This is a genomic window from Martinezella multihospitum, from assembly GCF_900094585.1.
GTDB lineage: Bacteria > Pseudomonadota > Alphaproteobacteria > Rhizobiales > Rhizobiaceae > Rhizobium > Rhizobium multihospitium.
In genome coordinates this window covers 703,650-729,829 of sequence record NZ_FMAG01000004.1, presented here as the reverse complement: position 1 = coordinate 729,829, position 26,180 = coordinate 703,650, and the positions used below count along the sequence as shown (strand labels likewise).

Genomic DNA, 26,180 nt, shown 5'->3' with positions numbered 1-26,180 from the left:
TCGGGTTTGTCGGCTTCGTCGCCAAAGGTGGCAATGACTGTGGGAGCTAAGCGAAGTACCACGGTTGCGGTCGTCGTACCGATGTTCAACGCCGAACGAACGATCGGCGCGACCCTGGCCAGCATCTGTCGTCAGACGCATCAGGCGCTCGATATCATCATTGTCGATGACGGTTCTTCGGATCGATCGCTATCCATCGTGGCTGAATACGCGAAGCAGGATCCGCGAATCCGGATCCTTCGGCAGGCCAATAGCGGTGTCGCCGTCGCGCGTAACACCGGTGCGGCGGCGGCGGACGCCGAGTTTCTCGCATTTATCGATGCCGACGATTTATGGGCTCCGTCAAAGATCGCCCTTCAGTGGCAAGCACTTGACGAGGGCGGACCATCGGTTGGATTGGCCTATTGCTGGTATGCGCTCATCGACGAACATAGCCGCGTATTTTCCCTGCATAACCGGCCGAGCCACGAAGGACATGTGCTCCAGCGCATGTGCAGAAACAATTTCGTCGGCAATGGCAGCTCGATGCTCATGCGTCGTTCCGCATTCGAAAAGGCCGGGCAGTTCGACCCGTCCTTAAGGGCACGCAACGCACAGGGTTGCGAGGATCTTCTGATCTGCCTCAGAATTGCGGAGAATTACGAATTCCGCGTCATACAGCAGCACCTGATCGGCTACCGCATGACGAACACGAATATGTCGAGCGATGTCAGGCGGATGCTCTCTTCGTGCGAAATCGTCCTCGCCGAATATCGTCAAAAATATCCGCAGTATGGCAGCGATCTCGACGCGCATCTGGTCGACATGATCCACTGGCTGGTCGTCAGAGCTTTTGTCAGCGGCCGTTTTTTCGATGGCTGTGATCTGTTGAGGCGATTTCTGGCATTGGAGCCGCGCCTGGCGATTTCGAGCCTGCCGAACATACTGGACGTATATTGTCGCGCCAGGCTGGTTCCCGATTGGCTCAAGGCCCGCTTGCGGGGGTTGCAAAGAAACGCGGAGTTGCGGCCGCTCTATATGGAGACGATCCCGTGAGGTCGGGCGGTTCGTTCCTCATGCGGCTGCAGCGCCTCTTCCGCCTGGCTGAGGCGCCTGCCTGGGCAGGGCCGACCATCGTCGGGCTCGGCCTGACCGCTGCGGTCCTCGAGGGGGCAGGCCTCTTTCTCTTCATTCCCCTCATTCAGAGTCTCGGCGCCGTAGCGGCGCAACAGGGAGAATGGCAGCGAATTTTCGACCGGCTTCTCGCGCCCGTTCCGCAAAGCCATTTGACGGCATTCCTAGTGGGCGTGCTGTGCGTCAGCATCCTTCTGAAGAACGCCGTCCATCTCGTCAATATCTGGGTGACCCGGTATATCGATGGTCTCGTTGCGCATCGGCTAAGAGCAAGGGTTTTCGACCAGACGATAAGCTCGTGCATCGACTACAGGGTGGAAAACAAACGCTCCGATATCATCACGACGATCGCCAACAACACCTGGAAAGTCAGTCAGGCCTTAAGTCTCGCCTACCGTTTGATGATCTGCTTCTGCACCTTCGCTGTCTTCATGCTGCTGATGCTGCTGATTTCCGTCCGGCTGACCTTGTTCTCGATGATGTTCCTGCTCGTAGGCGCCATGGCCATTCGCCTGGCCACGCGGCGCGCAGACGAGACCGGCAAGGCCGTCGTCGAGGAAAACAAGCAGTTCGGCCTGAGGATGTGGGAGAGCATCAATGCGCTGCAATTGATCCGCGCTTTTGCCCAGGAAGACTATGAACGCAATCGCTTCTGGAAGACTTCCGACAATGTGCGGCGACGCCTTCTGAAGCTCGATATGCTGTGGGCGACACCGGGACCAGTCTCCGAAATCTCGATTACAATCCTGATCGGTGCGCTCGTTCTCGTTGCTCAATCGGTGGGGCTGGGCATTGCGGCGCTGGCAGCGTTTCTCTCGTTGCTATATCGTCTGCAAGGTCCGACCAGGGAATTGCTGCAATCGAAGATCGCGCTCGATGGGCTCGCCGGCAGCCTCGACGATGTCGATGACTTCCTCCGTACAACGGAGAAGCCTTTTCTCTCGCAGGGGCACGTGCAGGCGCCCGCCTTCAGGAAAGCCGTCGAATTCCGCAATGTCTCATTCCGCTACGCGCCCGGACAGCCGCTGGTGCTGGAGGATATCTCCTTCAGCATTCCCGCCGGCAAAACCACTGCGATCGTGGGCGAATCGGGGGCCGGTAAGTCCACGGTGATGGCGCTGCTCTTTCGCTTCATGGATCCGACATCCGGCGCAATCGTGGCAGACGGCATGCCTCTTCCCGAATTCGATCTTCGTAGCTGGCGCAAGCGCCTGTCGCTGATGTCGCAGGAGGTCCACCTCTTCAACGACACGATTTCAGCCAACATCGCCTATGGCGATCTGGATGCCGGGCCGGACGAGATCCGCAAGGCTGCCGAAATTGCCAAGGCGGACGATTTCATCCGCCTCCTTCCGGATGGCTACGAGACACGGATCGGCGATCAGGGAATGCGCCTGTCGGGCGGGCAAAGACAGCGCGTGGCGCTCGCCCGAACGATCCTTCGAAATCCCGATATCCTGCTGCTGGATGAGGCGACGAACGCGCTCGATGCCGAAACCGAACAGGCGTTTCAGCTGGCGCTCGATAAATACTCGCATAACCGCACCGTTGTCGTGATCGCTCACCGGCTTTCGACCGTTCTGGCGGCCGATCAGATCATCGTCATGACAAAGGGTCGCGTGGTCGAGGCCGGTTCGCCGGACGAGCTCTTCAAACGGCAGGGACATTTTTCCAGGCTCCACGAATTTCAGCACGGCCGCCGCAGCGGCCGGGAGTTGGGTGATGAGTTACAAGCTTATTGATATCGAGTTATCGAAACCCCTGGCGCCGATCGAGCTCTCGGCTGAGCAGACCGGTGTCGGCTTGATCGCACGATGGCAGGGCCGGCTGATCGCATTTGAAATGATCGAGCGGTCCGCCGGTTCTATGCTGTCGGCCGAGAGCCTGAAAGCCCTTGCTGATGAGCGATTTGCGGAGCGCATCCTCGTTGCCAAGTTCGACGAGGAGCTGAGGGCGCGCTTGTCGGCGACCGAGACGGCGCTGCCCAGTCTCAGCATCGCGATCTGCACCAAGGATCGTGCACAGCGCCTTTCCCGGTTGCTGCGCTCGCTCGATCAGGTTCGGGATGAATCTCCCTTCCAATTCATCGAAATTATCGTGGTCGACAATGCCTCGGTGGACACGGCCACGCGCGAAGCCGTCGAGAGTTTCCGCGATATCCGCTACGTTTTCGAACCGAAGGCTGGGCTGGATTTCGCTCGAAATGCCGCCCTTCAGGCGGCTTGGGGCGATATCATCGCCTATCTGGACGATGATGTCGTGGTGGACCGCAACTGGCTCGCAGGCCTTGCCAAGGCGTGCAGCGACAACCCTGGCGTCGGCGGCTTCACAGGCCTCGTGCTACCGTTTCGTCTCGACACCGAGGCGCAGATCTTTTTCGAGCGGCGTGGAGGGTTTGGTCGCGGCTTTGCGCGACGGGAGTTTCACAAGGCGCGCTTCGACAATCCGCTGCATCCCGTCGGTGCCGGCATTCTCGGCGCCGGCTGCAACATGGCCTTCGACCGTGCATTGCTGATCGAGCTCGGCGGTTTCGATGAGGCGCTGGATACGGGAGCGCCGCTGCCCGGAGGCGGGGATCTCGATATTTTCTACCGTGTCCTGCGCTCCGGCCGCCCGATGATCTATGAGCCGGAATATGCGGTCTATCACGAGCACCGCGAAACCATTCCGCAGCTCAGGCGGCAATACTGGACCTGGGGTCTCGGCATGATGGCCTTTCTCGTCAAGAGCTATCGCACCGATGGCGCGATGCGAGCGCGCCATCGTGCCATGGTCCGCTGGTGGTTCTTCGATCAGTTGAAGGCGCTTGCCCGCGCTGCGAGGCGGCTGCGCGGCCATGAGCTGCGTTTCGGTATCGCGGAGCTGTGGGGTGGAATCTACGGCCTTGCCGGTGAATACGATCGCTCGCGCGCCCGTATCAGGTCGATCCGGGAGCGCAACTCATGACGACAGAACGTTTTGAGGTGAGGCATATCGATCTTGCGGCCGCGGATATCGGTAGTGCTCGCGAGCCAGCGCTGTCGATCTTCTGGTGGAAAGATCTGCCACTCGGGGCACGGGCATCCCTGGAGGACGAGCTACCTTACGGGGCTTCTCAATTGCGTCAGCTTGCTGCCGAACATGCGGCCGCGCAATTGCAAGCGCGCAGCATCGCGCTGGGCGCACCGTTGCGTGCCACCTATGAAGGACAGCCAAAACCTGCGCTCTCGCTGGAGGCGGCGCTCGATGCACAAAATCTGGTAGAGGCGCTCGACGCGATCGCAGCCCCATCCTCCGCTTCGGCGCAGGATATTTCCGTGGTCATCTGCACCCGCGATCGCGGTCCGGCTCTGAGCAAATGTCTGGCCAGCCTTGCAGCGCAACGCAGCGCTCCGGGTGAGGTCGTTGTCGTCGACAATTCCCCGGACGGGAATGCGAAGAACATCTGCAGGCAATTCCCCGATTTTCGCTATGTCCATGAGCCTCATGCCGGTCTAAGCCGAGCCCGGAACACCGGTATTCAAACGAGCCGGTTTGATATCGTCGCTTTCACCGACGACGATGTCGAGGCGCATCGGGGCTGGACCGCGGAGATCGCGCGTATCTTTGCGGAACGGGACGTTGAGGCGTTTACCGGTCTCGTGCTGCCCGCGCGTCTCGATACGGCGGCGCAATGCTCCTTTCAGTTCACCATGGGCGGCTTTGGTTCGACCTTCGTGCCGCTCACCTTCGACAGGCGTTTCTTTGAGGAGACGCGGCCGAGCGGAGCGCATGTCTGGAAGATCGGCGCTGGTGCCAACATGGCCTTTCGACGCTCCGTATTCGAGCGGGTTGGCCTGTTCGACGAACGCCTCGGCGCGGGGGCGGCAGGATGCTCTGAAGATTCAGAGCTTTGGTACCGGCTGCTGGCGTCCGGTGGGGTGTGCCTCTACGAGCCCCGGGCCGTTGTCTTTCACCACCATCGCAGCGACTGGCCCGGCCTCAAGCGGCAGATCAAAGCCTATATGAAAGGCCACGTTGCAGCCCTTGTGACGCAATACGACAATTTCGGCGATCGGGGCAACATCGTGCGCATCGGCAAGCAGCTGCCGGTCTATTTTGCCAAGACCTTCGTCAAGGCGCTTTTCGAAGGGCCTCCGGGTAGGCTCGGAATTTTGGCGGCCGAAGTAGAGGGCTGGCTCGCCGGCCTGCAGTTTCTCCTGCGCTTCGGCTGGAGAATGCGGCGAACCCCGACGGGGAGCGCTGCTACGGCTGAAAAAGGAATATCGCGATGATCAAGAAAGCAGCGCTTGGCCAATTTCTGTCCGGAAACCCCTATCCGAATGGCTTGACGGATGGGCTGTTCTATCGCGAAAAGATGCGCGCCATCCATCGGGTCGCGCCGCCTGAAACGGGAGGCACCGGACGGGTGCTGGAAATCGGCGGCGGTCGCAGCGGTCTTGCCAGCATCCTTTATCCGCAGGCCGAAATCGTCACGCTCGACATCGACCCCGAACTGGCCGACCATCAGCCTTCCTGGGCGAAATCGACCTTCATTTGCGGCGATGCCTGCTCGCTGCCAATGGAAGACGATAGCTTTGACATCGTCACCATGTTCGACGTGCTCGAGCACATCGAGGATGATCGCCGCGCGGCGCAGGAAGCGCTGCGGGTGGTGCGGCCGGGCGGATATGTCCTGATCTCCACCCCTGAGCTCAACTGGCATTATCCCTATTTCAGCGTCATGAAACGCCATTGTCCGCATGAAAGCGAACTGATGCGCGAATGGGGCCATGTCAGGCGGGGATACCGGGATCCGGAACTTGCGGCCCTTTTCGACAGACGCCCGGAGCGGCGCGCCACCTTCATCAATGCCGCCACCGCGTTTTTTCACGACGTTTCGTTTTCCCGCATCGGACGCCGTCGCCGCAAGGTCCTCTATGCGCTGGCCGCGCCCGTGACCTTCCTCGGTTACCTGATGCACCGGCCATCCACGCGTGGCACCGAGACGGCCTTTGCCTGGCGCAAATGAGAGGTGACCGGACGTCAAAGATGATCGCGCTTTTCCCATGGGGAGATGTGATCGAAGAGTTTCTCGATCCGATCGGGCTTGAACTTCAGGATTTCGTCGAGCGGATGACGGGGGGCTGGCTGTTCGGCTATGCGGCAGCACTGAGTTCGGCCGGCCACAAACCGATCATCGTCTGTGCATCCGAGCGGGTGCACAGGATTGAGTGCTACGAGCATCCTAGCACGGGCACGCCGATCTGGGTCGCACCGGCAAAGCGGCCGCGGCAGGGCCATTCTCCTTCCGCCTATAGCCTGCGGCGCTGGTCTGCAACGCCGCTTTCAGCCTTCCGCGAGATCCTTTCCCGCTCCAAATGCAATCTGCTGCTTGCCCAGGAATATGAATACACGCGCTTCGATGCATTGGCATGGCTGGCGCGGGGTTTAAACCTTCCTCTCTATGCCACCTTTCAGGGAGGGGATCGCACGCTGTCCTGGATCGAGGCTGCTGCACGACGGCTTTCGCTGCGCGCGTGCCGTGGCCTGATCGTTGCGTCTTCCGCAGAGCGCGAGCGCCTTGCCAAGGCCTATCCACGCATTGCTCTCAATATCGCGAATATCCCAAATCCGCTAGCTACCCAGGAATGGCAAGCGATGGATCGCAGCGAGGCACGAGCAAATCTCGGCCTGCCGCAGGATTGCTTCATCGTCCTCAATCACGGGCGCATCGATATCCGCCGCAAGGGGCTCGATGTGCTTCTGGAAGCCTGGGAACGCTTAGCCGATGCTTCCGCCTGCCGATTGGTGATCATTGGCTCGGGTCAGGACAATGACGCTTTCGCAAAGCTCGTTCGCGAAAGCGAGCTGACGAACGTGCAATGGTTGTCCGGCTACATGACGGACCGAGCCTTGATCCGGCGCTGGCTATCGGCCGCGGACGTCTATGTCACAGCCTCGCGCGTCGAGGGCATGCCGGTTGCGCCATTGGAAGCCATGGCCTGCGGCCTTCCCATCATCGCTTCGGATGCACAAGGCCTGCCGGACATTCTCATCGACGGCGAGGCCTCGGGCGGCCTGATGGTCGCGCAGGAACAGCCGGAGGAAATCGCGCGGGCCTTGGCAAGATTGAAAGGTGATGGAGCTCTTCGCGCACGACTGGGTGCAGCTGCCCGACGGCGAGTGATGGAAAAATTCTCCATCGAAGCGGTTGGCGCCGCTCTCGATGAGTTTCTGACAACGGCACGCAGGTAAGGATCACATCCGGTCACGATGCCAGGCGAGCGCCGTCTCGATAATCCTGTCGATGCTGGAATGTCTGGGCACCCATCCAAGCTCGCGCTCGGCTTTATCGGCGGCAGCGACGAGAGCCGGTGGATCGCCGGCTCTGCGCGGACCATAGGCCAGGGCAAGGCTGCGTCCGGAAATGCGGCCGACAGCATCGACCAATTCCCTAACGGTCGTGCCGTTGCCGGTGCCAAGGTTATAGACGTGCGCCCCCTCATCCCGCAGCAGCTTCTCTCCGCCAAGGACATGAGCCTGCGCGAGATCGCTGACGTGGATGTAGTCGCGGATGGCGGTGCCGTCGCGCGTGTCGAAATCGGTGCCGTTGATGGTGAAGGTTCGGCCCGGTCTGATTGCCGCTTCTATGGCGAGCGGCACGACATGGGTCTCGGGGTCGTGCCGTTCGCCGATCTCGCCATCGGGATCACAGCCGGCCGCATTGAAATATCGCAGCATCACCGCATTGAGGCCGCGGGCGCGCGCGAAATCCTCCACCATGCGCTCGATCATGAATTTCGACCATCCATAGGGATTGATCGGCCACTGCGGATGGCTCTCGTCGATCGGAGTACGGGTCGGAATGCCATAGGATGCGCAGGTGCTTGAAAAGATCAGTCGGTTGACGCCTGCTTTGAGCATTTCCTCGATGAGAACCAGCGTCCCGAATGTGTTGTTCCGATAGTAGAGCTCAGGAAACTCGACAGATTCGCCGACATAGGCATAGGCCGCGAAATGGGCGACCACATCCGGGCGGTATTGGCGCAACGTTGCCGCGACCGTCTCGGCGTCGGCAATGTCGCCCTCGACCAGCGGCCCCCATTTCACGGCGTCACGCCAGCCGCGGGAGAGATTGTCGTAGGTGACAACCGACCATCCGGCCTCGGCGAAGGCCTTACAGCAATGCGATCCGATATAGCCGGCTCCGCCGGTGACAAGGACCGTCCTCATTCGGCGGCGATCGCGTGTGAACGGCCAGACGAAAGCAGTTCCTCAAAATAAGCGATCGTTTTGCCAAGCCCGGCTTTCAACTGAACCTTCGGCTTCCAGCCGAGTTCGCGCGATGCGATCCCGATATCCGGCTGGCGTTGTCTGGGATCATCCTCAGGCAACGGCAGGTATTTTATCGTCGAGCGGCTTCCAGTCAGTTCTATCGCGAGGTTGGCGAGCTCCAGCATCGTAAACTCCGCAGGATTGCCGAGATTGATCGGGCCTGTGATCTCGTCCCTTGTTCCCATCAGGCGAACCAGGCCGTCGATAAGATCGTCGACATAGCAGAACGAGCGCGTTTGCTGGCCGCTGCCATAAACCGTTATCGGCTTGTTCTGCAGCGCCTGCACGATGAAGTTGGAGACGACGCGGCCGTCATCGGGGCGCATCCTTGGACCATAGGTGTTGAAGATGCGCGCCACCTTGATCCGTAGCCGGTGCTGACGCCAGTAATCGAAGAACAGTGTCTCGGCGCAGCGTTTGCCCTCGTCGTAACAGGAGCGCGGGCCTATCGGATTCACCCGGCCCCAATAATCCTCCTGTTGGGGATGGATCTCGGGATCGCCATAGACTTCGGACGTCGAGGCCTGGAGAATCTTGGCGCCGACCCGTTTGGCGAGGCCGAGCATGTTGATCGCGCCGTGGACGCTGGTCTTGGTCGTCTGCACCGGATCGAACTGATAGTGAACCGGGCTCGCCGGACAGGCAAGATTGTAGATCTCGTCGACCTCCACATAGAGGGGGAAGGTAATGTCGTGGCGGACGATTTCGAAAGATCTGTTATCAAGCAGATGCGAGACGTTGCTTTTCCGTCCTGTAAAGAAGTTATCTACGCAGATAACCTCGTGTTTTTCCTGCAAAAGCCGTTCGCATAGGAAGGAGCCAAGAAAACCTGCGCCGCCGGTGACCAGGATTCGCTTTGTTTGCTGCATGACGGTTATCTCGCCGCTAACAGCGTGATGTTGCCGCCGTCGGCAGCTGCGGCACGTGCCGGGGCTGGGATGCCGCTTTCAAGGACGCCGTTCACATTCATCGACCTTCTCCGCATGCACTGCGACAGCGGCAGGGTATCCGACCGCTTCCATCGCGGAAAACAACTGGCGCAAAGGTCGGGGCAATCCATGGCATTAGGACCAAAGATTGCGTCTTCGGTCCTAGGTCCGATCACGAACCAGACTTTAGTCTGATGGAGGCCGAAAATCTTCCGGACGGCACTATGGCGGGCGGCGCTACTTGCCTTTCAATGACCGATTGATCGGCTTTGGATTGGCTGACATAGTGCCGCCGCTATCCGACCATGCCATGCAAAGACCCATCGATGACCGAACCCGCCGCTAATTCGTTTTCGCCCGTTTCCGCTCGCCCCTTGGCCAAGATCAGCCTGAAATGGGGTATGGTCGAGGAGCCTTCGCTTTCCATCCTGGAAAAATTCCAGCTCCTGCGGGATCTCGGCTATGACGGGGTCGAGCTCGATTCGCCCAATGATCTGCCACTCGACGAAGTTCTGAATGCCCGCGACAAGACCGGACTCGCTATTCCCGGCCTCGTCAATGCCGTGCACTGGAAGCGTCCGCTGACGGATCCCGATCCATCGGCGCGCCAAGCCTGCGTCGATTCGATGGTCAAGGCGCTCCATGATGCAAAGCTCTATGGCGCGACGACGGTGTTGCTTGTGCCCGGCGTCGTCAATGCAGGCACCAGTTACAAGACCGCTTACACGAGAGCCGGCGAGGAAATCGCCAGAATCCTGCCTGCCGCGGAAGAGAGCGGCGTATCGATTGCGCTCGAAAACGTGTGGAACGACTTCCTGCTGAGCCCGCTGGAGGCGGCCGATTTGGTCGATCGCTTCAACCATCCGAAGCTCGGCTGGTATTTCGATGTCGGCAACGTGCTCCGCTACGGACGGCCGACCCATTGGATCGAGGCGCTTGGCAAGCGCATCCTGAAAATCGACATCAAGGAATACAGTCTCGAAAAGATGAACAGCGAAGGCCCATGGAAGGGCTTCGATGTCGAGCTGAGCGAGGGCGACTGCGATTGGGCTGCGGTCAACAAGGCTCTGTCTGATATCGGTTATTCCGGCTGGGCTTCCATCGAGGTGCCAGGAGGCGACCGACATCGCCTTGCCGATTTGAAGAAGCGCGTCGACCGGATCGCCGCGCTTTAATGGCTGGATTGCAAGCGGGCGATCGTCAGCGGCCGGCAGCGGCTGCAAACATCGCCTTCGCATTCTTCAGGCCGGTTTCGCAACCGTATTGCGTCGGCTCGTTGCCTTCATATTCGAGCGAGACGAAGCCGTCGTAGCCTGAAGCGACGATGTCCGCGACGATCGACTGAACAGGCAGGTCGCCATAGCCGAAGACGGAGCCGCGGATTGCCTGGCCGCCGACCGTCTGCAGCCAGTCCGCGCCAGGTGCTACCTGGCGCACATAGAAATCCTTGAGGTGGACGAAACTTGCATGAGGGAGGCACGCACGCGTTCCCGTGAGCGGATTTTCATCGACGCAGAGGAAATTGCCGATATCGACGGTCAGCCTGAAGCTCGGCAGATTGACGGCATGAAGAAGCCGCTTGATCCGCTCGCTCGAGTTCATGAAGAAACCGTGATCCTCGACGCTGGTGGTCACGCCATAGCGTCCGGCATGCGCGGCAAGCTCATGGGTGGCGTCGGCGATCGCCGGGAATGCCGCTTCGAACTGGCCGGGCTCCGTTGCGCGGAGCGACCATGGCACGACATCGTGGCGCAGGAAGCGGACGCCGAGCTTGTCACAAAGCTCGACATAGCGCTTCAGCCGGTTAAGCTGGAATGCCCGTTCGCCGTCATCGATGAAATTGCCGGACATGCAGAGGCCAGAAAGCGGTATGCCGCTTTTCTGAGATGCGCCTGTCAGCCGCTTCAGCATCTCCGCGTCATCGGCGAGTTCATATTGCAGATCCTGCCCTTCGGGCGCGACGGAAAGCGTCGCCAGCTCGACATGATCGCCGCCATGTTTGCCGACCCACGCAAAGACATCCTCGATCTGCATGGCGCCGCTCTGCATCAACGGACGGAAACTGTATGAACTCAGACCTACCTTCATCGTGCCTCTCCTCGAGCGCTTTCATAAAAACTTTGTTCGGCAACTTAACAATCCCGGTTGACTTCGGCTACGATACATCTTTGTTTGCAATCAAATTGATTTAAGAATGGGGAATAGCAGGAATGTCTCGTCAGTCTGCCGACGTCGTCATCATCGGAAGTGGCCCGACCGGCTCGGCCTATGCACGGATCATCAGGAATAACTGGCCGGAAGCGCGTATTCTGATGGTGGAAGCCGGCCCGCAGATTCTGCCGCAAAAGGGCGCACATCTAGACAATATTCTCGATCTTGGCGAACGCGCTGCCTTCGAGGTGCGTGCCCAGGGCGGCGACCGCAGCCCGCGCCTGCCGATCAACAAGGAAGAATGGGAGGCCCGCCGCGCTGGTGGCTTTGATCATTCGTTGCTGCGCCGCTCGGGGCTTTTCATCGCCAATGATGCCGATGCCCAGGATGAGAACCTCTTTGCCGGCTTCTCGGCAGCCAATGTCGGCGGCATGGGCACCAAATGGTCGACCGGCACGCCGGTCCCGTCCGAGATCGAACTCGTGCCGTTCATCCCCAGCGATGAGATGCGCACGGCTCTGGCCATATCGGCAAAATTGCTCGGCACCAACAAGGACCCGCGCGCCGGCGATGTTGCGGCCATCGCCATGCGCGAACGCCTGGGCGAGGTCTTCAACCCTGGTCGCTCGCCCGATCGCTTCGTCCAGCCGATGCCGCTCGCTGCAACGCCCGGTCCCGATGGCCTGCGCTATCATGGCACTGACGTCGTGCTCGGCGACCTTGTCGACGAGCCGGAGGAGCGCTTTGATATTCTCTCTGAAACCGCCTGCCGCCGCGTGATCCATGAGAATGGCCAGGTCACAGGTGTCGAACTTGCTCGTGCCGGCTCGGAAGAAACCTTCATCGTTGGCGCCGGCACTGTTGTTGTTGCTTGTGACTCGCTGCACTCCCCACAGCTGCTTTACGCATCAGGCATCCGTCCCGAAGCGCTCGGCCGCTACATCAACGACCACTATATCGTCTCGCAGATTACCGAGATGCAGACCGATGTGCCGATGACCGCGATGAGCTGGATTCCGGCCACCAAAGATTTTCCCTATTCGGTCACCATCGCGCCGGCCAGCCTGCACTCGATGCCGCATGCCAGCGACATGAGCGGCCAGCCGATCGGCATGGGCGTTTTCGTGCCTTCCGATATCAGCGCCGACAACCGCGTCATCTTCGATGACACCAGCCGCGACTGGCTCGGCCTGCCGGCTATTTCCATCCATTGGCGTCAGTCGGAGGGCGACAAGACGCGCCTCGAAGAGGCCAAGGGCCATGCCCAGCGAATTTCCGCCATTATCGGTCGCCCAGCTCCCGGTTTTGCCACCTTCGTGCAGCCCGTCGGTTCGTCGCTGCATTATCAGGGCACGATCCGTATGGGCGAGCGTGACGATGGCACCAGCGTTTGCGACAGGAACTCCAAGGTCTGGGGCTTCGACAATCTCTATGTCGCCGGCAATGGCGTCATTCCCACGAAGACCGCCACCAACCCGACCCTGTTCAGCGTCGCTCTCGCCAGTATCGGCGCCAGCCAGATCGCTGCCGCTCGCCGTATCGCCTGATCGGCAGGTAGGCTGAACTATTACGGAAAACTCAGGTGCCGGTCTCGCCTAAAGCAGGTTGGCATCGCAGCTTATGACCGGATGTGAGGTGGTGACCTGCCGGTCCATAGTTCAGCTCCCTTCAAGAGCGTTTGGGTTTAATGCCGCATACTGCCCGACAATGGCTGAAATCCGTGATTTGAAGGCTTACGACAAAATATCCTGAAAACAGGAGCGAGTTCTCGCGGAGATAGTATTCCCAGCGAAGCGAGGTCGGGACGCGCACGGCTCTTTTTTGTGCCTGACGACGGCTTCGTCCAGCTTTGCTCACCGGACGATCACGCAATAGTGCAATCCGGCGGCCAAACATTCGCCATCACCCAGCGTCTTTGCTGCCTCACGACGTCCAATCCCGGTCGCCGCGTTCAGGGAATGATGAACATGGCCGAATTGCAGCGTTCTTCTCGGCTTAAGAGCCCAAAAGCGTTGATAGCCTGCATTCTTATCGTCGGAACAATCAGTGCGGGGTGGATAGAGAGAGCCTATGTGGAACGTGAGCTAACGGCGTTTGACCACTCCGCGGCCAAAGATGGCGTCAAGCCGGCTCAAGCCGCTGGCGTCCCGGTCACCCTTGCTCCCGCTCGATCGGAGGATTTCCTCGTCAATCTGAGCGAGCTTGGAACGGTTCAGGCGCTAAACACCGTCACCATCCATTCGCAGATCACCGGCCGCATAGCCAAGATCGATTTCACGCAAGGGCATATGGTGAACAAGGGCGATCCACTCGTGGAGATCGACACGCAAACCTACGAGGCCGCGCTGGCGCAGGCAAAAGGGCAGCTTGCGCACGATCAGGCCCTGCTCAAAGGCGCTCAGGTGGATCTCGATCGGGATAGCAAGCTGGTCGCGCAGCACACAACTCCGCAAGTAACGTTGGACGACCAGGTGGCGCTTGTCGCGCAGGATCAGGGAACGGTGCAGGCAGACGAAGCCGCTGTCCAGTCTGCCAGCGTCAATCTGGCCTATTGCCGGATCGCTGCACCGTTCACAGGGCGGGTGGGCTTCAGCCTGATCGACGTGGGCAACCTGGTACAGCCTACCGATACGACCGGCATCGTTACCATAGAGCAGGTCCAGCCGATCAGCGTTATTTTCCCAGCCCCGCAGGATCAGTTGCAGGCGGTCGACAAGGCGCTCGCTTCCGGCGAAGTGCCGGTTCAAGTGATAAGCGAGGATGGGAAGACCGTGCTGTCGCAGGGCGCACTTTCGTATATCGACAACCAGATCAATGTCGGGACCGGCACAATCAATCTCAAGGCGACCTTTGCGAATACGGACAACCAGCTTTGGCCGGGACAGTCGGTCACGGTCAGGCTGGGCGTCTCGACGCTGAAGAATGTGGTGCAGATTCCGCTCGACGCCGTGCAGCACGGCCCCGATGGCTTGTTTGCCTACATCGTTGGATCGGACCGAAAGGCACAGGCTCGCCCGATAAAGGTCTCCGAGACCGGCGACGGCAATGTCGTGGTGACCGATGGCGTGAAGCCTGGCGAGATGGTGGTGACCGACGGCTCCTATCGTGTGCAGCCCGGCAGCCTTGTCGCCGATGCCAAGCAGCAGATTGCCGCGGACGCGCCGCCCGCGACAAGAATGGCTGCCCAGTAAACCTGACAATCGCTGTTTCCGGTGCAACTGAATTACAAGAGTGAGAAGCTTGCATGGCTCAGTCTAGTGGCCTGTCGTCTCCATTCATCAGGCATCCGATTGCCACCTCGCTCATCATGGCGGGAATCCTGCTCGTCGGCATAGTGGCATACCCGCTGCTCCCCGTTGCGCCGCTGCCGCAGGTGGATTTTCCGACCATCCAGGTCTCCGTGCAATTGCCCGGGGCAAGCCCCACCATCATGGCCTCGTCGGTCGCGCAGCCGCTCGAGACCGCCTTTGCCTCGATCGCCGGCGTGAGCGAGATGACGTCGCTGAATTCGCTGGGTTCGACGCAAATCACTTTGCAGTTCGATCTGGATCGAGATATCGACGGTGCCGCCAACGATGTGCAGGCGGCCATCAATTCCGCCAGCGGCCAACTCCCGACGAACCTGCCCAGCCCGCCGACCTATCGCAAGGTCAACCCGGCCGATTCGCCGATCCTTCTTCTCTCCGCGACATCGGATACCCTGCCGTTGACCACCGTCGACAACGAGGTCGAAACGAAGCTCGGCCAGCAGATCAGTCAGCTTCCCGGTGTCGCGCAAGTGCTTTACGGCGGACAGCAAAAGCCGGCCATCCGCGTGCAGCTGGACCCGAGCAAGATGGCAGTCAGGGGCTTGACGCTGGAGGACGTGCGGACGCAGCTGAATGGCGTTACCGAAAACAATCCCACCGGCAATATCGACGGCCCGTCGCGAAGCTATACCATTTACACCAACGGCCAGCTGACCGACGCATCGAAATGGAACGATGTCATCGTCACCTATCAGAACGGCTCGCCGCTCTATATCCGCGACATCGGCCAGGCCGTCACCGCGGCGCAGGACAACAAACAAGCCGCCTGGGCCAATGGCAAGCGTGGCATCTTCCTGATCATCTTCAAGCAGCCGGGCGCGAACGTGATCCAGACGGTCGACAGTATCACCGCCGAACTGCCGCGCCTGACCGCGTCGATGCAGCCGGGTATCAAGATCGGCGTCCTCAGCGATCGGACGCAGACAATCCGGGCGGCCGTCAGCGACGTGCGCACGACGCTTCTGATCACGGTTGTGCTCGTTGTTGCCGTCATCTTCGTGTTCCTGCGCAGCGTCCGGGCCACACTCATCCCAAGCCTGACTGTGCCGCTTGCCCTGTTCGGGGCTTGTGCGGTGATGTGGATTGCCGGCTTCACGCTCGACAATCTCTCGCTGATGGCACTGACTATTGCCGTCGGCTTCGTGGTCGACGACGCGATCGTTGTCCTCGAAAACATCCAGCGCCATATCGATGAGGGGATGGACGGTTTCGAGGCCGCGATGACGGGTGCCGGCGAGATCGGCTTCACGATCCTGTCGATCAGCCTCTCGCTTGTTGCGGTTCTATTGCCGCTGCTGTTGATGAGCGGCATCATTGGGCGATTGTTCCGGGAGTTTTCGCTAACACTCGCAATGACTATCGCCGTATCGGCCTTCGTGTCGCTGACACTGATACCGATGCTGGCATCGCGCTTTCTCCGCGACAACGAACATGCGCGTCACGGCCGGCTTTACGCCTTGAGCGAACGCGGGTTCGATGCGATGACGAATGGCTATGAATGGGCGCTCGATCTTGCGTTGAGGTTCCGCCTGATCACGCTTGCTGTCTTCTTTGCGTCGCTGGTCCTTTCCGTGCTGCTCTTCATCTGGATACCCAAGGGCTTCTTTCCACAGCAGGACACCGGGTTGATCACCGGACAATCCGAAGCGGCACAGGATATTTCCTTCACCAAGATGCTTGACCGTCAACGGCAGCTCGGAACCATCGTTCAAGCGGATCCGGATGTGGCGAGCGTCGCCATGGCCGTCGGCGGCGTCGGCAATCCCTTGAACACAGGCCGGGTTTTCATAACGCTGAAGCCGCGCGACCAGCGTCAGGCGACTGCTGACGAGATCATCCGGCGTCTGCAGCCAAAGCTGGAGACGGTTGAGGGCGCGCGCCTCTTCCTTCAGGCGGCGCAGGATGTGCGCGTCGGCGCTCGCGCATCACGCACGCAGTATCAGATGAGCATGACCAGCGCCGATATCGAGGCCCTCAACAGCTGGTCGCCGAAGGTGCTCGCCAAGATGCAGACGCTACCTGGCCTCGAGGGTGTCGCGTCGGACCAGCAGACGAATGGTTCGACCCTCACGCTGACCATCGATCGTGCGCAAGCACAGCGCTACGGCATTCAGCCGGAAGCGATCGACAACACGCTGGACGACGCTTTTGGCCAGCGTCAGATAGCGCAATATTTCACCCAGCTGTCGAGTTATGACGTTATCATGGAGGTGCTGCCAAACCTGCAGAGCGACGTGAGTACGCTGGACAAGCTCTATGTGAAATCTGCAAGTGGCCCTGATGTCCCGCTCTCCGTCTTGGCGCACTGGACCACCGTGCCGGTGCAGCCGCTGCAGATCAGCCATGAAAGCCAGTTCCCCTCCGTCACGATCAGCTTCAACCTTGCGGCAGGCACGTCCATCGGCGTCGCCACGGACAGGATCAATGCGGCTCTGCGTCAGATGAACCTGCCGGCATCGATCAATACCAGCTTCGAGGGCACCGCCCAGGCATTCCAGCAGTCCCTGTCCTCTATCCCGCTTTTGCTGCTCGGCGCACTCGTCGTTGTCTATCTGATCCTCGGCGTCTTGTACGAGAGCTACATTCACCCCCTGACCATCCTGTCCACCTTGCCATCCGCCGGCGTCGGGGCAATGGCAACGCTGATGCTGCTCGGCTACGATTTCAGCCTGATCGCATTGATCGCCGTCATTCTTCTGATCGGCATCGTCAAGAAGAACGGCATCATGATGGTCGATTTCGCCATCGAGGGAGAACGCAGCGAGGGACTGACGAGCGAGCAGGCGATACGCAAGGCAGCATTGATCCGGTTCCGGCCGATCATGATGACCACCATGGCAACCATGTTGGGGGCGGTGCCGCTGATGCTTGGTCATGGGACCGGATCGGAACTTCGCCAGCCTTTGGGCTTTGCGATGTTTGGCGGTCTGGCTGTCAGCCAGGCGCTAACCTTGCTCACAACGCCCGTTGTCTACCTCTATCTCGATGGATTTTCCAAGTGGCTTACCAAAAGCCGCCGGATCTCGCCCGGAGAGGAGGTAGGGCAAGAGCAGTTGAAAATCCTGCGCTAAGACCGGGCAGCAGTAAACCTCATGCCGGTCGCGGAAATCCACCGGGGCGGGGCAGGTCTGGGGCAATGTCCGTCAGTAAACCAATCGCGCTCGTATCGTTCCCGGGATCTGGCGGAGCGTGTCAAGTATCTCATTCGCCGTTTGGCCAACGCCTTCGACTTCGATAACCACGTAACCCGTTTCGCCATGTGTCTGCAGGAACTCGCCGACGATATTCAGTCCGCGCGATGAAAAGATCGTATTCAGACTGTTCAGGATACCAGGGCGATTTTCGTGAACATGGATGAAACGCGTGCCGTTTGGACGCGGCGGCAATTGAACCTGGGGGAAATTGACCGCGCCGAGCGTCGACCCGACATCGGAATATTCCACAAGCTTCCTAGAAACTTCCCTTCCGATACGTTCCTGAGCTTCTTCGGTCGATCCGCCAATATGCGGGGTCAGGATCACATTGTCCAAACCTTGCAGCGGCGTTTCGAAGCGCTCCTTGTTCGATGCCGGCTCCTTGGGGAACACGTCGACTGCCGCACCTGCGAGATGCCCCTCTTTCAAAACCCTCGCAAGCGCGTCAAGATCGACCACCGTCCCGCGGGAATTATTGATGAAAAAGGCCCCCTTTTTCATTCTGCGCAGCTCGGCCTCAGTTATCATGTTTTGCGTCGAGCTGGTTTCGGGCACATGCATCGTCACGAAATCTGAGATTTCCAGCAGTTCGCCGAGCGACGCCATGGATTCTGAATTGCCGTGGCGAAGCTTGTCCGAAGGATCAAAATAGCGAACGTTCATACCCATGCTTTCCGCAAGAACGCTCAGCTGCGAGCCGATATTGCCGTAGCCGACGATACCAAGCGTTTTCCCGCGCATTTCGCGACTGCCTTCGGCGGATTTGTCCCATCCGCCTTCATGAGCGGAAGCCGAACGCGGGAAAATCCGTCTGGTCAGCATGATGATTTCGCCGATGACGAGCTCGGCGACCGAGCGCGTATTCGAATAGGGGGCGTTGAACACCGGGATCCCGCGTCGGCGGGCTGCATCCAGATCGACCTGATTTGTTCCCACGGAAAAACAGCCGACGGCCATCAGCTTCTTGGCGGAGCTGAAAATCTCTTCCGTGAGCTGCGTGCGCGACCGAATGCCGATGATATGCGCCTCGGCTATATGGCTCTTGAGATCCTTGTCATCGAGGGCCTTCGGCAAATGAGTGAGATTGACGTAGCCGGATGATGCAAAATAGTCCACCGCACTCTGACTGATCCCTTCCAGCAGAAGTACGGAAATCCGATCACGGGGAAGAGAAAGTTGTCCGGTCATTGAATTACCTTCGATAGTCAAATTCGATTAGGCCGACGTCGCGCGCCGCCACGACGACATGACTTAGACCATCCGATGGACAGCGCAAGAACAAACTCAATTCGCTCGGTAGACAAGAGCCTTGTTCCGGCAAGTCAACATGGTGACGGGCCTATATTCGTTTTCTCGGGGTTGCCAGATCGACGGCTTCATCAGACGGGTGGATCGACGGCGGTTATACTACTGAGTAGTATATTACTCGGCAGTAAGGAGTGAAATGAGATGTCGGTAAAAGCATCGGTCTCAATTTCCGACCAGCAGGACGTCTTTGCGAGAAAGCTGGTCGAAGAGGGGCGCTTTTCAAGCCTGAGTGCCGTCGTGCAGCATGGACTTGAGCTCGTTCGCGAAGAAGCCGAGCTGAGGGCGGCCGAGCTTGCGGCCTTGAAAGCTCTGATTTCCGAGCGTCAGGCAGGTGATTTTCTGACTTTGGAGGAAAGTCGCTGGCGGACCCAGGAGCTGATCTCCTCCAAGAAGGCATCTCATGGTCTTTAAAGTCGTGCATTCCGCTGACAGCGACCGGGATCTCGGCCTGATCTTAGATCATCTGATCGAATCCTATATTGCGCTTGGCGATCCGCTGACTGACGCCTTCGATCGTGCTGCAGAGCGCCTTCACGCGATCGAAGCCGACATGGAAGCACTTGCCCAAGCGTCATACCAGGGAACGCTTCTGCCCGACATAGCCCCAGGCTTGCAGCAGGTTACCAAGAACCGGGCCATCTTTTATTTCGACCTCGACGAAGAGAGGCAAGTTCTTCGAGTACTTGCCATCTTCTTCGGCGGGCAAGACCATCGGCGTCGGTTCCTGAAGCGGCTTGGCCAGCCGGAATAGGCGCTGAAAATGCGAGAACGATTCGTGCTTGCACCCGCGCAAACACCAGATGGATTTGCTCGACTGCCGGCAGCGGTTCAATGCAATCGGGCAAGTCGTTCGCATAGAAACTGAGTGATGTCGGCCGATTTCCAGCTGCCGTGGAGGTCGGCGCTGAGACAACCGGAAGCCAGAGCCGTATTCGTCACGTTTCTGATGTTGGTCGCGGCCTCACACAACACGCGATCGGCATGTTTTGTGCCCAACCAATCGAGCATCGCTGCTGCCGAGAGCACCGTTCCGTAGGGATTGGCGATGCCCTTGCCGGCGATATCGGGTGCCGAACCATGCGCAGCCTGGAAGAAGCCGTTTCGATCACCGAGTTCGGCTGAGGGCGCCAACCCCATGCCGCCGATGGTCGCCGCGCCGAGATCGGAAATAATGTCGCCGAACATGTTTTCGGTGACGATCACGTTGAAGTGGCCTGGCTGGAGGACGAGATGCATGGTCATGGCATCGATCAGCACATATTCCGTCTCGATGTCGGGGTAGTCCGGCGCGACACGGTCGAATACCGACCGGAAAAAAGCGTAGCTGCGCAGCACATTGGCCTTGTCGCAGCAGGTCACGCGTTTCACTCCGTCCCTGGGGGCGCCGTTCGATTGACGCGCAAGCTCGAAGGCCTTGCGCACGATCCGCTCGACACCCGAGCGGGTTTGAACCAGGCTGTCGACGGCAAGTTCGCCGCGCAGCTGCACGCCGGCGCCGCGCGCAGCATAGAGCCCCTCACTGTTTTCGCGCAGGATGATGTAATCGATCTCGCCCGCTTTTACGCCTGAAAGCGGGCAGGTAACGCCTTCGAAAAGGCGGATCGGCCGGATATTGGCATAAAGATCAAGCTCGAAACGCAGCCTGAGCGTAAAATCGAGCCCAGCCTCCGTTCCATCGGGATGGACGACACCCGGTATCCCGCCGGCGCCGTGCAGGATCGCGTCAGCATTCCGGCAGGCATTGAAGGTCGGTTCGGGAAAGCTCTCGCCCGTCTTGAGGAAATGCTCCGCACCGGCTGGATATTCCCGGAAATTGAGATGTGAGCGATTGCCCAGAGCCGCCTTGACCACCTCGACCGCGGCCGCGCAGACCTCCGGACCGATGCCGTCGCCATGAACCACGGCAATCTCATAGATATCCTTCATCGCGGCCTCTTCAGATGCACTTGCCGCCATCGACATTCAGATCGACACCGGTAATCATGCTCGCTTCGTCCGAGCAGAGAAAAGCGGCGGCGTTGCCCATGTCCGCAGGTGTCGAAAGCCGCCCCATCGGAATGGTGGCGACAATCCGCGCCCGGCTTTCGTCGCTGTCGGAGCCGATGAAGGTCGAGAGCAATGGCGTATCGCCGGCGACGGGATTGATCGCGTTGACGCGAATTCCAAAAGGTGCAAGCTCCACGGCCATGGCGCGGGTGGCAGCGATGCCCCAGCCTTTCGAGGCATTGTACCAGGTGAGATTGGGGCGAGGGGAGACGCCGCCGGTGGAGGCGATGTTCAGAATCGTGCCCTGCCGCTCGGCCTTGAAATGCGGCAGCACCGCCCGCGCTCCATTGTAGATCGAGCGGATGTTGACATTGAAGATGCGCTCGAACAGGCCCTCGTCCATATCCTCCATCGGCATCGGTGGCTGCCCGATACCAGCATTGTTGACGAGAATGTGCAGACCGCCGAACCGCGTCAGTGCTAGATCTCGTGCGGCGGCGAGGCTGTCGAGGGTGGCGACATCGCCGGCAAGCGGCGCCACCGATCCATCGTGCTGCGTCGCTACCCGTTCCGCGGCGGCGAGGTCGCGGTCGACGAGCACGATGCGCGCACCTTCCTCGACGAATTTCCGGACGATTCCTTCTCCGAAACCCGATCCGCCACCGGTGACGATCGCCACTTTACCCATAAGACGCATATCAAGGCCCTCCATTTGTTCCAGCATCGGATAACTCGGAGCGATTTCACAGTCCGATTATCTGAACGCCTTTTTAGGTTTCTTTATTTGTGTTGTGGCGGTCTGATAGTGAATATCGACTGCAGAATGAAACTGGGAGGCTGCGCCATGACATTGACTTTCGACGCCAAGCGGATGGCGGCTGAGCTTTACGATGGCGGCTTCCGACCGATGTTCATCGGCGGCCAATGGGTTGCCGCCCAATCCGGCGAAGTCAGCGAGAGCTATAATCCGGCAACAGGGGCGGTCCTTGCAACGGTTCCGCTGGCCGCGTCCGCCGATGTCGACCGCGCCGTTGCCGCGGCGCGTCGGGCTCTCGAAGGGCCGTGGTCCCGGTTCTCACCCTATGAGCGCCAGACGCTGCTGCTGAAAATCGCGGACTTGTTCGAGGAGAACTGGGAGCGCCTTTCGGTTTCCGACACGCTGAACATGGGCATGCCGATCATGCGCACGCTTGCCAATAAGCGGCGGGTCATCGGCATGCTGCGGTTTTATGCCGGCATGGCGACCGCGCTTCATGGCGAGGTGATCGACAATTCAATTCCCGGCGAGATCGTGACCTTCACCCGTCGGGAGCCGATCGGGGTCGTCGGTGCGATTATCCCCTGGAACGCGCCTACCGCAGCATCGATCTGGAAGATCGCTCCAGCGCTGGCAACAGGCTGTACGGTGGTACTGAAACCTTCGGAGGATGCACCGCTCACCCCGCTGCTGATCGCCAAACTCATGCAGGAAGCCGGCGTGCCGGACGGGGTGGTCAACATCGTGACCGGCAAGGGTTCGGTCGCCGGCGCCCGGCTGGCCGAACATCCCGACGTCAACAAGATCGTCTTCACGGGGTCCACTGCCACCGGGCAATCGATTGCTCGTGCCGCGGTCGGCAACTTGAAACGGGTCTCGCTAGAACTCGGCGGCAAATCGCCGGTGATTGTCTGCCGTGATGCGGACATAGACCGGGCCGTGCCCGTCGCCGCGATGGCGGTCTTTGCGCATTCTGGGCAGATCTGCATCGCCGGCTCGCGCTTGTTCGTGGCGCGCGAAATCCACGATGAGTTCGTCACCAAAGTCGCCGATTTTGCCCGTTCGCTGCGGATCGGCCACGGGATCGATGCCGATACCGATATCGGGCCTCTGATTTCCGCCCGCCAGGCGCAGGTCGTCGAGAGCTTCATCGCATCCGGGCAGAGCGAAGGCGCCGCGTTGGTTGCGGGCGGCACGCGCCTTTCGGGGGCTCTCTACGATAAGGGAAACTTCATCGCGCCGACCGTGTTCGGCGATGTCAAGGACGAGATGAGGATCGCCCGCGAGGAGATCTTCGGGCCTGTCATTTCAGCGATGCCCTTTGACACGATCGAGGAGGCGGTCGAGCGCGCCAATGCATCGCCCTATGGGCTGGCGGCCGGCATCTTCACCCAGAATCTTGGAATGGCTCACAAGTTGGTGCGCCGCATCAAGGCGGGATCGGTCTGGGTCAACATGTATCACGCGCTCGACCCGGCGGTGCCCTTCGGTGGCATGAAGATGTCTGGCTACGGGCGTGAAGGCGGGATAGAGCACCTTCACGAATATCTCGAAACCAAGGCCGTGTGGATACAAACCGACTAGAGCGGTTCAGCCCTCGCCGCGCAGATTGGTGCGGATGAGGGCGATAAGCTGCTCGGCATAGCGCTGCTGCACGTAGCCACGGGTTGTGATGATGCCGACAGCCCGCCGGGCGTTGGGATTGTCGAGTGGCACGACGCGGACGCGGCTGTCGACATTCCGACCGAGCGCGATGCCCGGCACGATCGATACACCAAGTCCGGATGAGGCGAGGGCCAAGGCGGTCTGCGCGCTTTCGACTTCGTATTGAACATTGAGCTCGATGCCTTCCTCGCGCGTCAGGCGATCGACGAGGCCGCGAACGGCGGTCTTGCGATTGAGCATGATCAGCGGGAACTGGGTGATTGCGTCCAGCCGGATCGTCTTTTCACCGGTGTATAGCTCTTCGGGAATGCACGCGACCAGCGGATCGTCAATGATCGATTCGAAATGGAAGTCGTTGAGGTTGGGCACCTCCGGGCCGATGTAGAACTCGACCTCTTGCTGCTGCAGCATGGCAAGCGCTGCCTGTGGCGGAGTTTCCTGTACTTCGACCACGCTGCGCGGATAGCGCAGCTTGAAGGTCGACAGGATGTCGCCGAGCCGGCTGGTAGCAAGGGTCGGGGCGCAAGCGATCTGGATTTTCCCTTTGCGGCGGGCGGCCAGCTCTGTCAGCTTGTCCAGGCTTGCCTGCACATCGGCCATGGCCCGCCCGATCTCCTCGAACAGCGCCTGGCCCTCATTGGTGAGGTTGACCCGCTGCGGCGTCCGTGTGAACAGGCTGATGCCGATCTGCTCCTCGAGGTCCTTGATCTGCATGCTCACCGCAGAGGGTGACCGGTTGCTTTCTTCCGCAGCCTTGCGAAAGCTTCCGGATTCCGCTGCAAGAAGAAAGGTTTGCAGCAATTTCAGATTGATATTCGGCATGGTTGTTATGGTCTCACTTGCGCCGATCGATGCCGATCGACTCCTCCGAGTGTGAGCATATTCCGCCATGCGATCATGACAAGATCGGCCACAGAAAAAAGCCGCCTGCGATGCTCAGCGCAAGCGACCTGCTGGGAAGCTTAAATTGGGAGGGGATCAATGAACGGCTGCAAACATGATTTTCTCTTCGGATGCATCCGATGCCATCATTTCTTCGACAACGCGGCCGCGCTTGACCACGAGAATGCGGTCGGAAACGGCCATGATTTCCGGCAGGTAGGAGGAAATGACGACGACGGCCATGCCATTGTCGGCAAGATCGCTGATCAGCTGATGAATCTCGACGATGGCGCCGACATCGACACCGCGTGTCGGCTCGTCGAAAATGATCAGTTTCGGTTTCTGGATCAGCGATTTGGCGATCACCACCTTTTGCTGATTGCCGCCCGATAGCTCGATCATCCGCGCCTGATCGTTGATCTGCTTGAGCTGGAGGCGTGTGCCCCAATCGGCGACCAGCTCCTTGGCCCGCGCCAGTGAAACGATCGAGAACGGGTTGACGCCATTGGACAATTCGCCGATCTGCAGGTTCTCGCCGCCGGTCATCGTCTCGAAGAAGCCATCGAGCTTGCGGTCCTCGGTAACATAGACGATCCCGTCGAGCATGGCCGGCCGAGGGACGCGATAGCGCACCGACTTGCCGAAGAGCCGGATTTCGCCGCCATGAAACAGGTTCCGCTTCATCACGCCGGAGATCACTTTGGCCATTTCGGTTCGGCCGGCGCCGACAAGCCCGAACATGCCTGTCACCTGGCCCGCAAACACGGAAAAGGACGAGTTCCGCACCAGGCCGGCGCAGGACAAGTTTTCCACCGACAGGACCTTCTCGCCATAGCTGCGCGGAACGCGCTTTGCCGATCCGTGCAGAGTCTCGGAAAGGTTGCGGCCGACCATCGCCTGGACGATGGAATTGCGGCTGAAGTCTCCGGCCTTGCCGGTGGCGACGATTTCACCGTCGCGCATCACCGTGATGCGGTTGGCGACCTGCAGTGCTTCCTCAAGCGCATGGGTGATGAAGACAATCGCCACGCCGGCCTTGACCAGCCGGCCGACAAGATTGAAGAAATGGCGCTTTTCCTCAGGTGTCAGTGTCGCCGTCGGCTCGTCGAAAATAATGACCTTCGCCTTGTGATGCACGGCGCGGGCGATTTCGACCATCTGCTTGTGAGCTGCGCCGAGCGTGCCCACCTGTGCGGTCGGATCGACCTGAAACCCCATGCCGACGAGGAACTGCCGGGCCTGGATATTGAGGCCGCGCAGACGATTGAATAGCTTTTCCTCGCCCAGATAGAGGTTTTGCGCTACGGTCATTGCCGGCACCAGGTTGGTTTCCTGGAACACCATGGCGATGCCCGCCTTCAAGGCTTCCGACGGCGAACCGAAATCCACCTCCCGGCCATCATAAAGGAGCTTACCTTCGCTGAGGCGATAGACCCCTGACATCACCTTGGTCAGCGTCGACTTTCCCGCGCCGTTTTCGCCAAGGAGCGCATGGATCTCACCGGGCTCCAGCGTGAAGTCGACATTGCGGAAGGCCGCTATACCGCCGAAGGTCTTGGTCGCTTTCCTGAATTCGATGATATTGCCCATA

General features: G+C 59.8%; 21 protein-coding genes. 13 read left to right on the top strand and 8 right to left on the bottom strand.

Annotated elements, in window-relative coordinates; translation table 11 throughout:
• Positions 1-33 precede the first annotated feature (33 nt).
• The 6 genes from GA0061103_RS19470 to GA0061103_RS19445 are packed head-to-tail and all read left to right on the top strand — an operon-like array spanning position 34 to position 7,329.
• Positions 34-1,035 (top strand): glycosyltransferase family 2 protein, encoded by a 1,002-nt coding sequence (locus tag GA0061103_RS19470; protein WP_167376615.1) that lies wholly within the window; start codon positions 34-36, stop codon positions 1,033-1,035.
• Complete coding sequence (locus GA0061103_RS19465; protein WP_092713969.1) at positions 1,032-2,855, top strand: ABC transporter ATP-binding protein; 1,824 nt, start codon at positions 1,032-1,034, stop codon at positions 2,853-2,855. Before GA0061103_RS19470 ends, GA0061103_RS19465 begins: the two co-directional genes overlap by 4 nt.
• Complete coding sequence (locus GA0061103_RS19460) at positions 2,836-4,059, top strand: glycosyltransferase family 2 protein (protein ID WP_092713967.1); 1,224 nt, start codon at positions 2,836-2,838, stop codon at positions 4,057-4,059. Before GA0061103_RS19465 ends, GA0061103_RS19460 begins: the two co-directional genes overlap by 20 nt.
• Positions 4,056-5,366 (top strand): glycosyltransferase family 2 protein, encoded by a 1,311-nt coding sequence (locus GA0061103_RS19455; RefSeq protein ID WP_092713965.1) that lies wholly within the window; start codon positions 4,056-4,058, stop codon positions 5,364-5,366. The genes GA0061103_RS19460 and GA0061103_RS19455 overlap by 4 nt, the downstream gene beginning before the upstream one ends.
• Entirely contained in the window at positions 5,363-6,103 is a 741-nt protein-coding gene (locus GA0061103_RS19450) for a class I SAM-dependent methyltransferase (protein ID WP_092713962.1), read from the top strand. Before GA0061103_RS19455 ends, GA0061103_RS19450 begins: the two co-directional genes overlap by 4 nt.
• A gap of 20 nt (positions 6,104-6,123) precedes the next feature.
• Positions 6,124-7,329 carry a glycosyltransferase family 4 protein gene (locus GA0061103_RS19445; RefSeq protein ID WP_245304805.1) on the top strand — a complete coding sequence of 402 codons (1,206 nt, stop codon included), beginning with the start codon at positions 6,124-6,126 and terminating at the stop codon, positions 7,327-7,329.
• 3 nt (positions 7,330-7,332) lie between these two features.
• On the opposite strand, the gene galE is transcribed toward GA0061103_RS19445, so the two are convergent.
• Both galE and GA0061103_RS19435 read right to left on the bottom strand, forming a co-directional pair.
• A complete protein-coding gene (gene galE, locus GA0061103_RS19440; protein ID WP_092713958.1) occupies positions 7,333-8,307 on the bottom strand; it encodes a UDP-glucose 4-epimerase GalE in 975 nt (324 codons plus the stop codon).
• Positions 8,304-9,278: a UDP-glucuronic acid decarboxylase family protein gene (locus GA0061103_RS19435; RefSeq protein WP_092713956.1), complete on the bottom strand. Its 975-nt coding sequence runs from the start codon at positions 9,276-9,278 to the stop codon at positions 8,304-8,306. The genes galE and GA0061103_RS19435 overlap by 4 nt, the downstream gene beginning before the upstream one ends.
• A gap of 386 nt (positions 9,279-9,664) precedes the next feature.
• Between GA0061103_RS19435 and GA0061103_RS19430 the strand changes: the two genes are divergently transcribed.
• On the top strand, positions 9,665-10,513 hold the full coding sequence (locus tag GA0061103_RS19430; protein ID WP_245304804.1) for a sugar phosphate isomerase/epimerase family protein: 849 nt from the start codon (positions 9,665-9,667) through the stop codon (positions 10,511-10,513).
• Between the two features lie 25 nt (positions 10,514-10,538).
• Here the strand turns inward: GA0061103_RS19430 and GA0061103_RS19425 are convergent, their stop codons facing one another.
• Positions 10,539-11,426: a sugar phosphate isomerase/epimerase family protein gene (locus tag GA0061103_RS19425; protein WP_092713954.1), complete on the bottom strand. Its 888-nt coding sequence runs from the start codon at positions 11,424-11,426 to the stop codon at positions 10,539-10,541.
• Positions 11,427-11,548: 122 nt separating this feature from the next.
• Here GA0061103_RS19425 and GA0061103_RS19420 point away from each other — a divergent pair, with 122 nt between their 5' ends.
• The 3 genes from GA0061103_RS19420 to GA0061103_RS19410 all read left to right on the top strand — a co-directional run bounded on the left by GA0061103_RS19420 (position 11,549) and on the right by GA0061103_RS19410 (position 17,868).
• Positions 11,549-13,036 (top strand): GMC oxidoreductase, encoded by a 1,488-nt coding sequence (locus GA0061103_RS19420; RefSeq protein WP_092713952.1) that lies wholly within the window; start codon positions 11,549-11,551, stop codon positions 13,034-13,036.
• A gap of 420 nt (positions 13,037-13,456) precedes the next feature.
• On the top strand, positions 13,457-14,680 hold the full coding sequence (locus tag GA0061103_RS19415; RefSeq protein WP_167376614.1) for an efflux RND transporter periplasmic adaptor subunit: 1,224 nt from the start codon (positions 13,457-13,459) through the stop codon (positions 14,678-14,680).
• A 53-nt stretch (positions 14,681-14,733) separates the two neighbouring features.
• On the top strand, positions 14,734-17,868 hold the full coding sequence (locus GA0061103_RS19410) for an efflux RND transporter permease subunit (RefSeq protein ID WP_092713948.1): 3,135 nt from the start codon (positions 14,734-14,736) through the stop codon (positions 17,866-17,868).
• 72 nt (positions 17,869-17,940) lie between these two features.
• Here the strand turns inward: GA0061103_RS19410 and serA are convergent, their stop codons facing one another.
• On the bottom strand, positions 17,941-19,179 hold the full coding sequence (gene serA, locus GA0061103_RS19405) for a phosphoglycerate dehydrogenase (RefSeq protein ID WP_092713946.1): 1,239 nt from the start codon (positions 19,177-19,179) through the stop codon (positions 17,941-17,943).
• 261 nt (positions 19,180-19,440) lie between these two features.
• On the opposite strand from serA, the gene GA0061103_RS19400 reads away from it, so the two are divergent.
• On the top strand, positions 19,441-19,710 hold the full coding sequence (locus tag GA0061103_RS19400) for a type II toxin-antitoxin system ParD family antitoxin (RefSeq protein ID WP_092713944.1): 270 nt from the start codon (positions 19,441-19,443) through the stop codon (positions 19,708-19,710).
• A complete protein-coding gene (locus GA0061103_RS19395; protein ID WP_092713942.1) occupies positions 19,700-20,050 on the top strand; it encodes a KluB in 351 nt (116 codons plus the stop codon). The genes GA0061103_RS19400 and GA0061103_RS19395 overlap by 11 nt, the downstream gene beginning before the upstream one ends.
• A gap of 77 nt (positions 20,051-20,127) precedes the next feature.
• Here the strand turns inward: GA0061103_RS19395 and GA0061103_RS19390 are convergent, their stop codons facing one another.
• Together GA0061103_RS19390 and GA0061103_RS19385 are read right to left on the bottom strand one after the other, a co-directional pair.
• Positions 20,128-21,225, bottom strand: coding sequence for an isocitrate/isopropylmalate dehydrogenase family protein (locus GA0061103_RS19390; protein WP_092714401.1), 1,098 nt, complete (start codon positions 21,223-21,225; stop codon positions 20,128-20,130).
• A gap of 10 nt (positions 21,226-21,235) precedes the next feature.
• The gene (locus tag GA0061103_RS19385; protein ID WP_092714399.1) at positions 21,236-21,982 is read right to left on the bottom strand and encodes a glucose 1-dehydrogenase; all 747 of its coding nucleotides are present in this window, start codon (positions 21,980-21,982) and stop codon (positions 21,236-21,238) included.
• A 147-nt stretch (positions 21,983-22,129) separates the two neighbouring features.
• Between GA0061103_RS19385 and GA0061103_RS19380 the strand changes: the two genes are divergently transcribed.
• Complete coding sequence (locus GA0061103_RS19380) at positions 22,130-23,626, top strand: aldehyde dehydrogenase family protein (RefSeq protein ID WP_092713940.1); 1,497 nt, start codon at positions 22,130-22,132, stop codon at positions 23,624-23,626.
• 6 nt (positions 23,627-23,632) lie between these two features.
• On the opposite strand, the gene GA0061103_RS19375 is transcribed toward GA0061103_RS19380, so the two are convergent.
• Entirely contained in the window at positions 23,633-24,529 is an 897-nt protein-coding gene (locus GA0061103_RS19375) for a LysR family transcriptional regulator (protein ID WP_092713938.1), read from the bottom strand.
• A 156-nt stretch (positions 24,530-24,685) separates the two neighbouring features.
• On the bottom strand, positions 24,686-26,179 hold the full coding sequence (locus tag GA0061103_RS19370) for a sugar ABC transporter ATP-binding protein (RefSeq protein WP_092713936.1): 1,494 nt from the start codon (positions 26,177-26,179) through the stop codon (positions 24,686-24,688).
• Position 26,180: the final 1 nt, after the last annotated feature.